Origin of the sequence: Marinobacter lipolyticus SM19 (assembly GCF_000397065.2) — a bacterium.
In the GTDB taxonomy this organism is placed as follows: domain Bacteria; phylum Pseudomonadota; class Gammaproteobacteria; order Pseudomonadales; family Oleiphilaceae; genus Marinobacter; species Marinobacter lipolyticus.
Map to the genome: position 1 here is coordinate 379,881 of NZ_KE007306.1, position 12,276 is coordinate 392,156.

Annotated in this window: 13 protein-coding genes; 6 read left to right on the forward strand and 7 right to left on the reverse strand. The window is 58.7% G+C overall.

Translation table 11 applies throughout. From position 1 onward, the window contains the following. Positions 1 to 11: 11 nt before the first annotated feature. From bioC to bioB, 4 genes are all read right to left on the reverse strand, one after another. Complete coding sequence (bioC, locus tag MARLIPOL_RS01735) at positions 12 to 851, reverse strand: malonyl-ACP O-methyltransferase BioC (RefSeq protein ID WP_012136334.1); 840 nt, start codon at positions 849 to 851, stop codon at positions 12 to 14. Then, positions 839 to 1,594 (reverse strand): alpha/beta fold hydrolase, encoded by a 756-nt coding sequence (locus MARLIPOL_RS01740; protein WP_012136335.1) that lies wholly within the window; start codon positions 1,592 to 1,594, stop codon positions 839 to 841. Before MARLIPOL_RS01740 ends, bioC begins: the two co-directional genes overlap by 13 nt. After that, positions 1,591 to 2,769 carry an 8-amino-7-oxononanoate synthase gene (gene bioF / locus MARLIPOL_RS01745; protein WP_012136336.1) on the reverse strand — a complete coding sequence of 393 codons (1,179 nt, stop codon included), beginning with the start codon at positions 2,767 to 2,769 and terminating at the stop codon, positions 1,591 to 1,593. The genes MARLIPOL_RS01740 and bioF overlap by 4 nt, the downstream gene beginning before the upstream one ends. A gap of 83 nt (positions 2,770 to 2,852) precedes the next feature. Next, entirely contained in the window at positions 2,853 to 3,911 is a 1,059-nt protein-coding gene (gene bioB, locus MARLIPOL_RS01750; RefSeq protein ID WP_012136337.1) for a biotin synthase BioB, read from the reverse strand. 79 nt (positions 3,912 to 3,990) lie between these two features. Between bioB and MARLIPOL_RS01755 the strand changes: the two genes are divergently transcribed. Further along, entirely contained in the window at positions 3,991 to 4,695 is a 705-nt protein-coding gene (locus MARLIPOL_RS01755) for a ComF family protein (protein WP_228677560.1), read from the forward strand. A 116-nt stretch (positions 4,696 to 4,811) separates the two neighbouring features. On the opposite strand, the gene MARLIPOL_RS01760 is transcribed toward MARLIPOL_RS01755, so the two are convergent. Beyond that, on the reverse strand, positions 4,812 to 5,921 hold the full coding sequence (locus MARLIPOL_RS01760; protein ID WP_012136339.1) for an NAD(P)/FAD-dependent oxidoreductase: 1,110 nt from the start codon (positions 5,919 to 5,921) through the stop codon (positions 4,812 to 4,814). Between the two features lie 170 nt (positions 5,922 to 6,091). Here MARLIPOL_RS01760 and MARLIPOL_RS01765 point away from each other — a divergent pair, with 170 nt between their 5' ends. The 5 genes from MARLIPOL_RS01765 to cmoB are packed head-to-tail and all read left to right on the forward strand — an operon-like array spanning position 6,092 to position 9,668. Continuing rightward, positions 6,092 to 6,514: a hypothetical protein gene (locus MARLIPOL_RS01765; protein WP_012136340.1), complete on the forward strand. Its 423-nt coding sequence runs from the start codon at positions 6,092 to 6,094 to the stop codon at positions 6,512 to 6,514. 10 nt (positions 6,515 to 6,524) lie between these two features. Beyond that, positions 6,525 to 7,526 carry a serine/threonine protein kinase gene (locus MARLIPOL_RS01770; RefSeq protein WP_012136341.1) on the forward strand — a complete coding sequence of 334 codons (1,002 nt, stop codon included), beginning with the start codon at positions 6,525 to 6,527 and terminating at the stop codon, positions 7,524 to 7,526. A gap of 35 nt (positions 7,527 to 7,561) precedes the next feature. After that, entirely contained in the window at positions 7,562 to 7,915 is a 354-nt protein-coding gene (locus MARLIPOL_RS01775; protein ID WP_012136342.1) for a hypothetical protein, read from the forward strand. Then, on the forward strand, positions 7,908 to 8,666 hold the full coding sequence (gene cmoA / locus MARLIPOL_RS01780) for a carboxy-S-adenosyl-L-methionine synthase CmoA (RefSeq protein WP_012136343.1): 759 nt from the start codon (positions 7,908 to 7,910) through the stop codon (positions 8,664 to 8,666). The genes MARLIPOL_RS01775 and cmoA overlap by 8 nt, the downstream gene beginning before the upstream one ends. A gap of 9 nt (positions 8,667 to 8,675) precedes the next feature. After that, positions 8,676 to 9,668, forward strand: coding sequence for a tRNA 5-methoxyuridine(34)/uridine 5-oxyacetic acid(34) synthase CmoB (gene cmoB, locus MARLIPOL_RS01785; protein WP_012136344.1), 993 nt, complete (start codon positions 8,676 to 8,678; stop codon positions 9,666 to 9,668). A 58-nt stretch (positions 9,669 to 9,726) separates the two neighbouring features. On the opposite strand, the gene MARLIPOL_RS01790 is transcribed toward cmoB, so the two are convergent. Both MARLIPOL_RS01790 and MARLIPOL_RS01795 read right to left on the reverse strand, forming a co-directional pair. Further along, on the reverse strand, positions 9,727 to 11,022 hold the full coding sequence (locus MARLIPOL_RS01790) for an adenylosuccinate synthase (protein WP_012136345.1): 1,296 nt from the start codon (positions 11,020 to 11,022) through the stop codon (positions 9,727 to 9,729). A 14-nt stretch (positions 11,023 to 11,036) separates the two neighbouring features. Continuing rightward, positions 11,037 to 12,218 (reverse strand): ATP phosphoribosyltransferase regulatory subunit, encoded by a 1,182-nt coding sequence (locus MARLIPOL_RS01795; RefSeq protein ID WP_012136346.1) that lies wholly within the window; start codon positions 12,216 to 12,218, stop codon positions 11,037 to 11,039. Positions 12,219 to 12,276: the final 58 nt, after the last annotated feature.

The following is a 12,276-nucleotide window of genomic DNA, read 5'->3' on the forward strand; positions in this document are numbered from 1 at the left end:
GTGCAACCTGTTCAGCAGTCAAGAGAGGGGGATTGATAGTTAATCCAGCACGCCTGATAGGACGCGAGAACGTTGTCTTCCCGGGTTCGAGGATAATTCGCACACATCGCACGGACACGCCCCGGAGCGGTCACCGTGCGACGACGATCCTGCCCTTTATAACCCGCACCCAGGGATTTGAGCTCACGGGTAAGCGCCAGGGGGGACGAATAGTCCAGCGTCACGGTGCCTGTTGTGACTTCCCCACCTGGCAGTACCTCATCCACCATTCGCTTGATGGCGGATGCGGCCTCAAATCGATTTACATGCCTCCGCCCCGGATCAGCCTTCGCCCAGGCCTGTTCCAGCTCTTTCAGGGTGCCGTCCAGCAACGTTGAGCAAACCAGCACACCCCCGGGGCGCAACAAACGCCTGCATTCTGCCAGAACCGAGAGGGGACGCTCGCACCACTGAATCATCAGATTGCTGAAGACGATATCGACGCTGTTGTCCGGAAACGGTATACACCCCGCGTCTGCCACCAGCCAATCAATGTCAGCCGGACTGTTGGACCTGGCGTGACCAATCATGCCCGGAGACAGATCAACACCGGTAACGTGAGCCTCGGGATAAGCCTGCCGTAATGTGCGCGTATACCAACCGGTACCACAGCCCAGGTCGAGAATCTCTGGTTCATCACTTCCAGGTCGCCATGGGCCAAGCCGATCCAGCATTATATTGCCCATGTGGCGCTGAAGCCGCGACGCGGATTCGTAGGTATCAGACGCCCCGCCAAAATCCCGGGCAATGTCCTGCTTTCGCGGTTGGTCGTTGCGCTGGGCCTCGCCGGGTGATCGCATCAGGACGTCCATTGATCTACCTCCCGCGCGCCAGCCAGGAAAGCTGCCATGGCCTGGTGACAATCACTGGCAGCTTCACCTGTTGGCCAGTGGGCCATGCCCGGTATCACACCAGCGCGGCTTTGCATGGACCGCCCAGACCACTCGCTCCAGGGCCTGACCACAACGTCTTTCTCGCCCATGAGGTGCAACGCCGGCACACCGAGATTACCCCACAGGGATCTGTGATCTTCCTGCCGTAGCCAACCCAGCCCCTTGACAAGATTTGCACTGGACACCGGCGGGCCCTGCTCCAGCCAGAACCTCAGCCTTTTGCGGGCCAGACGTTCCCGCCAGTCACCGTTAATCATCAACAACAGAAAGTGCGTCCAGTAGCGATCCGGATCCCGGATGACACCCTTGGCAAACGCCTCAAACTCGCCTTGTGGCATGCCGGAGGGCCATCCAATAGTTTCGGTGAATCGGGGGAATCCCCCTACAGTGATCACGGCAGTGACAGCACCGGTACGGCGGGCGGCCGCTGCCATAGCTACTTGTGAACCCAGGGACCACCCCAGCCACACCGCAGGCATCGGGAAACGGCCAAGCAGCTCGTCTGCAACTCCACTGACCGAGTCGCAGCCGGTCATCAGCTCGTCATCAAGGCTGACGGGTATCACCTCTCCCGGCCAGAGGTCATAGAGGTCAGACAGCATGTCGCTTCGAACCCCCCAGCCACCGACAACAACCAACGGGCCTGTATAACCAGCGGTCATGCGGACTGTTCCACAACACTACCTGACAATGCGCGGCAGGCAGACAGGCCAGCCAGCAAGCGATCCACATCAGCCCGGGTATGGGCTGCACTCAGTGTCACCCGCAGTCGCGCCTCCCCTTCGGGCACCGTGGGCGGACGAATGGCGGTGACCAGCAATCCTTTTTGCTCCAGCGCCTTACTCAGTGCCAGCGCAGACCAGTTATCACCTACCATGATGGGCTGGATCGGTGTGTCCGAAGGCATCAGCTGATACCCAAGGTTGGCGGCCCCGCGCCGGAAACGCTCGATCAAGTCACGCAGGTGCGCCCGCCGCTCATCATCCCGCTCGATCAAGTCGAGGCTGGCAACCGTTGCCTCAGCAATCGCCGGCGGCATCGCGGTGGTGTAAATGTAGGTTCTGGCCTTCTGCACCAGGTAATCCATCAGAATCTGCGGCCCGGCCACAAAGGCACCGCTGGTCCCCACTGCCTTACCCAGGGTACCGATCAATACCGGAACATCGTCCTCGGACAACCCCAGTTCCGCCACGCTGCCACGCCCCTGGGGACCCAGCACACCAACACCGTGGGCATCGTCCACCACCAGCAAGGCATCATGGGTCTTGCACAATGCCGCCAGCTCCCTTAGCGGTGCGATATCGCCATCCATGCTGAACACCCCATCGGTGACCACCAGTTTGTGACCCGACGTTTCGTCCAGCATCCGCTCCAATGCCGCCATATCACTGTGGGGGTAACGGCGAACTTTGGCCCGACTGAGAATGCAGCCATCAATAATGGACGCGTGATTGAGGCGATCCGAGAAGATCGTATCTCCCCGTCCGGCAAGGGCAGAAATCGCCCCCATGTTGGCCATATAACCGGTGGAGAAGAACAACGCGGCACTGCGCTGGGTAAAGGCCGCCAGACGCTCCTCCAGACGGTGGTGAGCATCGTGGTGGCCACAAATCAGGTGCGACGCCGCGCCACCCAGACCGGTCTCCGGCAGAGCATTAACAAACGCTTCGATGTTCGCGGGATGATTGGCCAGACCGAGGTAATCGTTACTGCAGAACGACAGCAGACTCTGACCATCGGAGGTCAGAGACGGCTGCTGGGGGCCGGAAATCAGTCGGCGGTGTCGGTGCAGGCCGGACTGTTTACGCTGTTCAAGTTCTGCCGCGAAGTCTCGCACTGGTCAATTCCTGAGCATTGGTGACGGCGCTTGTCGGTTTACGGTGTTCGGTGAATACCTAAACCGACCTACAGGACTTCCGGTTACGCGGATTCCCGGGTTGCGTCGTAGAACATGTGGCGAGTGGCTTCGTACTCGACTGCCTCGGCAATCGACTCTTCTTCCTGCTCCTCGGTCGCACATTGCTCCCGCTGCTCAGGACGGATTCCCAGACGGCGGAACAGCGCCATGTCGGCATCGGCCTCCGGATTGGCAGTCGTCAGCAACTTCTCGCCATAGAAAATGGAGTTGGCACCAGCCATGAAGCACAGGGCCTGCATCTGCTCATTCATGTTTTCTCGCCCGGCGGACAGGCGCACGTGGGATTCCGGCATCATGATGCGGGCGACGGCAATAATCCTCACGAAATCAAACGGATCCAGGTCTTCCACATCTTCCATGGGGGTGCCTTTCACCTTTACCAGCATGTTGACCGGTACACTCTCGGGGTGATGGGGCAGGTTCGCCAACTGGACCAGCAGACCGACGCGGTCATCCTCGTCCTCACCCATGCCCATGATGCCGCCACAACAGACTTTCATGCCGGCCTTGCGGACATTGTCGAGAGTATCAAGACGATCCTGGTAGGTGCGGGTGGTGATGATATGGCTGTAATACTTCTCGGAGGTGTCGAGGTTGTGGTTGTAGTAATCCAGTCCCGCATCGGCGAGCTCTTTTGCCTGATCTTCCTGGAGCATACCCAGGGTCATACAGGTTTCCAGTCCCAGGGATTTCACCTGACGTACCATATCCAGAACGTACGGCATGTCCTTCTTGGTGGGGCTTCGCCACGCAGCGCCCATACAGAAACGGGAGGCGCCTTTCTCGCGGGCGGCCTGTGCTTCTGCGACCACCTTCTCAATTTCCAAAAGCTTTTCTTTCTCAAGGCCCGTGTTGTAATGACCGCTCTGGGGACAGTACTTACAATCCTCGGGACACGCACCGGTCTTGATCGACAACAGCGTGCTGACCTGCACTTCGTTGGGATCAAAGAATTCCCGGTGAACGCTCTGGGCGCGGAACAGCAAGTCATTGAAAGGAAGCTGGAACAGTTCACGGGCTTCCTGAAGTGTCCAGTCGTGACGGGGAGTTGTAGCGGTCATAATAGGGCCCTGTTAACCTTTGTAGGGTTACTGGTTTACGGATAGACGAATGATAAAGGGACTGAGATTCCTGTCAACCTTGACAGCACTAAAGGTTAACAGCGAGAAAACAGCAGGAAGCTGTGTCGCCTGCCTGGACTACAGGACAATCAACGGCTTATGCAAAGGCTGCCACGAGGACTTACCGGTTAACCGCTGGCATTGTCAACGTTGCGCCCTGCCCCTGGCTTTCCACTCTGACACGCATACCTGCGGTGAATGCCTGTCCACGCCGCCGCCTTTCAGCCAGACCATCGCGCCCTGGCGATACCAATACCCGGTTGACGGCATGATTAGTCGATACAAATACAACGGCCAGAGGCAATATGCGCGACCACTGATGGCCGGCCTTTCGGAGCACCTGTCCCGACACTTGCAAACCAGGCCTGAGCTCAGACCAGACCTGATCGTGCCCGCTCCCATGCACCGCAAACGCAGGCGCCAGAGGGGATTCAACCAGGCAGAAGATATAGCGGAGCAGCTCTCCCTGGCACTGAACGTGCCCTGGTCTGCCACCCGGATCAGACGCCTCCGACACGCCAGGCCACAGCGGGAGCTTGGCCGCGAAGCACGGCTGCACAACCTGCGCGGCATGTTCGAGGTCTGCGGTTCAGTACCAGCACGGATAGCCCTGGTGGATGATGTGGTCACCACCGGCGCCACCGCCAGAATGCTGGCGACGGCATTGATAGACGCTGGCGCCGAAGATGTGCAGGTGTGGGCACTGGCCCGGACACCCGGCTAACGCCGTTTGCCGGAAATTTGTCGGATTACGGCTTCGCCTAATCCGACCTACGGCTTGGGTCTGAAATTCCTGCCCGTGTAGGTCGGATTAGGCGAAGCCGTAATCCGACAATCAGGTCAGACTCTGGCAGCGACATAATCGGCAATGGCCAGGCAGGACGTCAGGCCCGGTGACTCGATGCCGAACAGGTTTACCATTCCCGGCACCCCATGATCCTCCGGTCCGTCGATCCGGAAATCGGAAAAACCTCCGTCGGGGCCCGTCAGTTTTGGGCGAATACCCGCATAGGCCGGCTGCAGGCGGCTGGCGTCCATTTCCGGCCACCATTGCCTGATACCCTCGACAAACGCTTTGACCCGGGCCGGGTTGACGGTGTAGTCCTCGGCGGAAATCCACTCCACGTCCGGCCCGAAACGGGCCTGTCCGGCAAGATCGAGCGTCAGGTGCACCCCGAGGCCGCCAGGTTCTGGTACCGGGTAGATCAAGGTGCTGAAAGGATGGCGACCGTTGTAACTGAAGTAAACGCCTCGAGCGAACCATTGCTCCGGTCGACCGGCATCCGGCAGCCCCTCCCAGTTTTCCGCCAACGGCACTGCACCAAGCCCCGCCGCATTGATGACGCAACGGGCCAACAACTCACAAGGCATGGATCCGCCGACGGTCAGGCGGTGCGCCGTGTCATCAGAACGGGCGGCTTCCACCGGTGCACGCCTCACCAACTGCCCACCCGCGCATTCCAGGTCGGCCAACAGGGATACCATCAAGCCATGACTGTCGACAATACCCGTTTCCGGAGAATACAGGGCCGCACAGGCGGATACTCCTGGCAGGTATTTCTTCACCGCATCCGCACCCTCCATGGCCAGCGCCACACCATTAAGCCTGGCCTGCACCTGGATGCTTTCAAGCTTAGACATCTGGGACCGGCGGGTGGCCACAATCCACTTACCGGTTTTGCGGTGGCCAATGAGACGTTTCTGGCAGTAGCCATAGAGCTGATCACGCCCCTGCACGCAAAGGCGCGCTTTCAGGGAACCCTGTGGGTAATAGATGCCTGCGTGGATAACTTCACTGTTGCGGGAAGAAATACCTTCACCAAAATGATCGCCCGCCTCCAGCACCAGCACCTCCCTGCCCTGGATTGCCAGAGCCCGGGCAATGGCCAGCCCGACAACACCGGCCCCGATCACCACTGTATCTGCCTGGAGTTTCTCCAGCTGCGCCATTCACACCTGCCTTATCATTGATATCTGTATCATTGCTGCCTGCCAGTGGACTGTATCGCAAATCGCGGATACCGCGAAAAAGCCGGCAGACACACCCGTATTCGCATTACGATACCACGTGGGAAACGTTATACTGTGGGGATCACGTTAATGCAGGAAGCAGGTGTGAGATGTCGGACAGGAAGCAGTTTTTAACGGTCATGGTGGTTGCGGCCCTGTTTGTGGGCTGGCTCGGCTGGCGAGGGTTTGAAGTAATCAGCCTGAACCACAACCTGAAAGCTGACGCCGTAGTAGCGGACTACCCCTACCAGCACCGGGTGCTGAGGGTGGAAGGCAACACGGCCATCATGAGTTCCCTGCGTTCCCACAACATCCCCACCCGCCAGGCACTGACGACCATTTTTCCGAGCATGCAGAACCTGGGTGACAACCATCGGGACTGGCAGCGGGCAGAGCGTGAACTCGCCCAGGTCCAGGCCAGGGCAGGTGATATAATACTGAGCGCTGCCAGTATTGACCGTGTCCGATGGGAACTGGATGAAAACTGGTACCACCTCAGCCACATGCAGGCCAGACAAGACTCAAGGCGCTAATACTGATCCTATGACAGAAACCTCAAGCCATCCTTACGACGCCCTGACTCCCGATACTATTCTGGACGCCATGGAAAGCGCAGGTTTCGTCATAAACGGCCGCCTGTTTGCCCTGAACAGTTACGAAAACCGGGTCTATCAGGTCGGTGTTGAAGACAGTTCACCCATCATTGCCAAGTTCTATCGCCCAGGACGCTGGACCGAGGCTCAGATCCGTGAGGAACACAACTTCACCGCCGAGCTGGCGGCAGCGGATATCCCGGTTGTCGCGCCGATGGCGATGCCCTCTGGTGATACCCTGGGCCAGTGGCAGGAATTCCACTTTGCGGTCTTTCCCCAACGTGGCGGTCAGGCACCGGACACCAGCGTCACGGATACCCTGTACCGGCTAGGCCAATGGCTGGGGCAGCTACACAACATTGGTGCCAGCAAACCGTTCCTGCACCGCCCGGCGTTCAATATTCTTGACGGGATCACCAGCAAGAATCAGATCCTGATAGACGGCGACTGGATCCCGGCAGACCTGCGTCCAGCCTGGGACAGCCTGATTCCCGATCTGTATGATGCTTGCGCCCGCAGAATAGATGAAGCGGGCGAATGTGAAAGCCTGAGACTCCACGGCGATTGCCACGCAGGCAACATACTGTGTCGTGAGGAACAGATGCTGTTCGTCGACCTGGACGATTGCCGCACCGGGCCCGCCATCCAGGACCTGTGGTTGCTGCTCAATGGCGACGATGCCGAACGGAGTGCCCAATTCGGCGAACTGCTGGAAGGTTATGAGATGTTTCGCGATTTCAACCGACGCGAACGCCACCTGATAGAGCCCCTGCGCTGCTACCGGCAAATAGCCCACTGCGCGTGGCTGGCGAATCGGTGGGATGACCCGGCCTTTCCGAGGTTCTTCCCCTGGTTCACCCAGCCCAGATTCTGGTCGGACCAGGTTTTGGCCATGCGAGAACAGCTCGCCGCCTTGCAGGCACCACCCATCAATATTCCCGGTCAGTACTAACGACCGGACAGACGCATTAACCCGGAGATTTTCTGATGAGCGAGAAAGAGGCCAGGTTCACGGTCCGCAATCTGATCGCTACCGCCATCGGCACAGCCATCGCCACCGTGGTGGTCCTTGAAGTCAGTGGTCGGATTGATCACTCCAACAACAAGGACAATGTGCCGGTCGGCGAATTCCAGGCCATTCATGTCACTCCCGGTGACGAGTTCCGCATGTCACCGAAGTCCTCTGAACTGCATGCCGTTTGTGAACAGGGCTACCTGGCGATCGCAGCAGACGTGGACCCGGACTTCCGTGGCATCGTTGTGGACTACAAAAACCGGGGTGTGAGATGCAAACGGGCGCCTACTCAGGAGCCGTCAGAGGACACCGCCGGCAATGAGTAACAAACCACGCCAACCGCTGCAGGAAACCGATCGCCTGTTCGCCACCGAGCGCAATCCCGAGGATTTTCGCTTCGATGCCTCAGTGGCCCGGGTTTTCCCGGATATGATTCGTCGCTCCGTTCCCGGATACACCACCATCATCCCGATGATTGAGGTGATCACCGAACAGTACGTCCAGGCGGGCTCCAATTGCTACGATCTGGGGTGCTCCCTCGGCGCCTCCACCCTGGCTATGAGGCACGGTATTTCCTTTGATGACTGCAGCCTCGTTGGTGTGGACAATTCACAAGCCATGATTGAACGTTGTGAGCACTACATCGCCCTGGATGACAGCTCCCTGCCTGTCAGCCTGCGCTGCGAGGATATTATGGACACCGAGCTCAGTAATGCCTCGGTCACCACTCTGAACTTTACGCTGCAGTTTGTGCCACCGGAGCAGCGAGCGGCACTGCTGGCACGCATTGCGACCGCCACTCGCCCGGGAGGCGTACTGATCCTGTCGGAAAAGATCCGCTTCGAATCAGATGAAGAGCAGGAAACCCAGACCCGCCTGCACCATGAGTTCAAACGGGCCAACGGCTATTCCGACCTGGAAATCAGCCAGAAGCGCTCCGCCATTGAGCAGGTCCTGATTCCGGAAAGTCTGAACGATCACCGCACGCGACTGCAGCAGGCCGGCTTTGACCAGGTCATCGTCTGGTATCAGTGCTTCAACTTTGTCTCCATGCTGGCCATCAAATCTGCTGCCTGAGGAGCTTCCATGGCAACCTTTGACTGGCAGGGCTGCTATCAGGCCCTCCTCAACGAACTCAATAACGAGGGCCAGGAACGCTGGTCCAACCTGCTGACCCAACAACTCCGGCGTCGGTTCGAGGACAATCCGCACGGCGACATCGCCCGCTGGATGGCGGCACTGGCACAGCTTCCCGACGTTTCCGATACCCAAGCCAGACTGGACACGTCCGCCGTTACCCTGCGCGCGGAAACACTGCTCAACGAGTCACAGCTTGAACAGCTGGAATCCGGCTTAAGAGGACTCATGCCCTGGCGCAAGGGGCCCTTTGATTTCTTTGGCACCTACATCGACACTGAATGGCACTCGGACTGGAAATGGGACCGGGTTTCGCCCTACCTGTCTGATTTAACCGGACGACGCATCCTCGACGTGGGCTGCGGCTCAGGTTACCACTGCTGGCGTATGCTGGGGGAAGGCGCCGCACGGGTGATCGGCATCGACCCCGGACTATTGTTCCTGTTTCAGTTCCTCAGCGTAAAAAAATACCTGGGAGATGTGCCAGTTGATCTTGTACCAGTGCGCATGGAAGATCTTCCCGGAAAACTGGAATCGTTTGATACCACGTTCTCCATGGGCGTGCTCTATCACCGACGCTCACCGCTGGATCACCTGCTGGAACTGAAGGACACCCTGCGCCGGGGAGGTGAGCTGGTGCTGGAAACACTGGTTGTAGACGGCCCGGAAGGCTACAGCCTGATGCCGGAGGACCGTTACGGCCAGATGCGCAACGTGTGGTTCCTTCCCAGCTGTGACACCTTGATGCGATGGCTCGACCGCACCGGATTCAGGGACGCGCGGGTGGTGGATGTCACCGAGACCACGATTGAGGAGCAGCGCCAGACCGACTGGATGCGGTTCAATTCTCTCGTGGACTTCCTCGATCCCGATGACCACAGCAAAACCATTGAAGGCTATCCCGGACCGAAGCGCGCAACGATCATTGCCAACAAGCCCTGACTTGCTGACTCCGCTCACAAAAAACCCGCTCGAAAGCGGGTTTTTTGTGAGCTATAACTTATTCGCCGAACGGATGGCGGAGCGTTACCGTCTCCACCCGATCAGGCCCGGTTGAGATGATGTCGATCGGCGCCTCGATCTGTTCTTCCAGGAAGCGGATATACGCTTTCGCGTTTTCCGGCAGCTGCTCCAGACTGGTCAGGCCAAAAGTGCTCTCCTTCCAGCCCGGCAACTCAGCGTATACCGGCTCAATATCTTTGTACGTATCACAACCGATGGGCGGACGGAAAATCTCACCCTGTGGCGTTTTGTAACCCACACACACCTTCACTGTGTCCATGCCATCCAGCACGTCCAGCTTGGTCAGGCAAATACCGGAAACGCTGTTGATCTGGATAGCATGGCGCAGGGCCACCGCATCAAACCAGCCACAACGACGGGAACGCCCGGTAGTGGTGCCAATTTCATTGCCCTTCACCGCCAGGTGCTGCCCCATGTCGTCAAACAGCTCGGTCGGGAACGGACCTGAACCCACACGAGTGGTGTAAGCCTTGGTGATGCCCAGAACGTAATCGAGGAACAACGGGCCAAAACCGGAGCCGGTCGCCGTGCCGCCCGCCGTGGTATTGGATGAGGTCACATACGGGTAGGTACCCAGATCGATGTCCAACAGGGAGCCCTGGGCACCCTCAAACAGGATATTTTCACCGCGTTTGCGGTAATCGTGCAGGATATCGGTGACGTCCGCGGCCATGGGCAGGATTTCCTCGCCCATCTGCTTCAGTTCGGCCAGTGCGGCATCAATATCTTCGGCCTCTTCCTTGAAATACTCGGTCAGCACGAAGTTGTGGTAGGACATAATTTCCCGCAGCTTCTCTTCGAAAGCGATCGGATTGCACAGATCCCCAAGACGAACGCCACGGCGGGAAACTTTGTCTTCGTATGCCGGCCCGATACCACGACCTGTGGTCCCAATCTTCTCGTTACCCTTGGCACGCTCGCGGGCCTGGTCAATACGGACGTGGGTTCGGAGAATAATGGGGCACGCCAGACTGATACGCAGGCGGTCACGCACTGCCACACCGTTAGCTTCCAACTCACGCACCTCCTTGAGGAGGGCTTCCGGTGACAACACAACGCCGTTACCGATCAGACACTGCACATTCTGACGAAGGATGCCGGAGGGGATCAGGTGCAACGCGGTCTTCTTGCCTTCAATAACCAGAGTGTGGCCGGCGTTATGACCGCCCTGGAAACGAACCACGGCTGCCACTTTGTCCGTCAGCAGATCAACAATCTTGCCCTTGCCTTCATCACCCCACTGGGTGCCCAGCACAACTACATTTTTACCCATGATGTTCTCTCAATTCAGCTCAGTTGATCCACGACCCACTGGCCGTCACGCTTTACCAAAATTCTGTCACAACCCTTTGCAGCCGGATCCGCATCCGACTCGTCAGGCAACGCCCTGACCACTATTTCTGTCAGCCGTAACCCGGCAATCACCCCTTCCAGCGCAGGGTCGACATCGGCCGGCGCCCAGACGGCACCGGGCCGGCGCACCACACGCTCGCCGAGCGAGACCAGGGCACGCACATCCAGGCTGAACCCGGTCGCGGGTCTGGCGCGGCCGAAGTCACTGCCAATCGCATCATAACGGCCACCCTTGGCAACCGCGTCGCCATGTCCCGGCGCGTAGGCGGCAAACACCAGACCGGTGTGATAGTTGTAACCGCGCAATTCACAGAAATCGAATCCGAAACTGATTTCCGGAAAATCCCGGGTCAACATGTCCGCCACGCGCCCCAATTGATCGAGGGCTCCCAGCAATGCCTCCGGCGCGCCTTCAAGAATCTTTCTGGCTTCCTGCAGCGCCTCCGCACCACCACTGACCCGTGCCAGTTGACGCAGGCGACCACCCGCAGACAAGGGATCACAGGAACCAAGCAACTTATCCAGCTCAGGGACCGACTTGCGCGCCATGGCATCGAAGATGGCCGCTTCAGTATCCCGGTCGAAGCTGGCTTCCCCCATCAGCGTCTCATAGATCGACACATGGGCCAGATCCAGGTGCACCCTGGGCATGCCGGACACCCTCAGGGTCTCCAGCATCAGGCTGATCACTTCCATATCCGCGGCTTCGGAGGCACTGCCAAACAGCTCACAACCGGCCTGGATCGGAGTACGGCCAGTGAGCATGTGCCGCGGACGGGTATGCAGGACATGGCCGGCGTAACACAACCGGGTAATGCCTTCCTGTCCCAGGGTATGGGCATCGATCCTGGCCGCCTGGGGTGTCATATCCGCGCGAACGCCCATCATCCTGCCGGTCAGCTGATCGGTCAGTTTGAACGTCTGCAATTCAAGATCGTGGCCGGTTCCGGTAAACAGGGATTCCAGGTATTCAATCAGCGGCGGGATTACCAGCTGGTACCCCCAGCGCTGGCAAGTGTCCATTACGTCCCGGCGCAGGGATTCAATCTGTCCTGCAAGAGGCGGGAGAATGTCTTCCACACCATCCGGCAGTAACCAGCGATCAGATACTGTCATGAGATTCCGTTGTCCGTTCTGCCCCGCAGCCATCAAGGTTGGCGGGAATGCACAGGAT

Coding starts and splice junctions, on each gene's coding strand:
- bioC (WP_012136334.1), bottom strand. CDS start 851: ATGGACGTCCTGATGCGATCACCCGGCGAGGCCCAGCGCAACGACCAA.
- MARLIPOL_RS01770 (WP_012136341.1), top strand. CDS start 6,525: ATGACAGAAACCTCAAGCCATCCTTACGACGCCCTGACTCCCGATACT.
- MARLIPOL_RS01765 (WP_012136340.1), top strand. CDS start 6,092: ATGTCGGACAGGAAGCAGTTTTTAACGGTCATGGTGGTTGCGGCCCTG.
- MARLIPOL_RS01775 (WP_012136342.1), top strand. CDS start 7,562: ATGAGCGAGAAAGAGGCCAGGTTCACGGTCCGCAATCTGATCGCTACC.
- MARLIPOL_RS01790 (WP_012136345.1), bottom strand. CDS start 11,022: ATGGGTAAAAATGTAGTTGTGCTGGGCACCCAGTGGGGTGATGAAGGC.
- MARLIPOL_RS01760 (WP_012136339.1), bottom strand. CDS start 5,921: ATGGCGCAGCTGGAGAAACTCCAGGCAGATACAGTGGTGATCGGGGCC.
- cmoB (WP_012136344.1), top strand. CDS start 8,676: ATGGCAACCTTTGACTGGCAGGGCTGCTATCAGGCCCTCCTCAACGAA.
- bioB (WP_012136337.1), bottom strand. CDS start 3,911: ATGACCGCTACAACTCCCCGTCACGACTGGACACTTCAGGAAGCCCGT.
- cmoA (WP_012136343.1), top strand. CDS start 7,908: ATGAGTAACAAACCACGCCAACCGCTGCAGGAAACCGATCGCCTGTTC.
- MARLIPOL_RS01795 (WP_012136346.1), bottom strand. CDS start 12,218: ATGACAGTATCTGATCGCTGGTTACTGCCGGATGGTGTGGAAGACATT.
- MARLIPOL_RS01740 (WP_012136335.1), bottom strand. CDS start 1,594: ATGACCGCTGGTTATACAGGCCCGTTGGTTGTTGTCGGTGGCTGGGGG.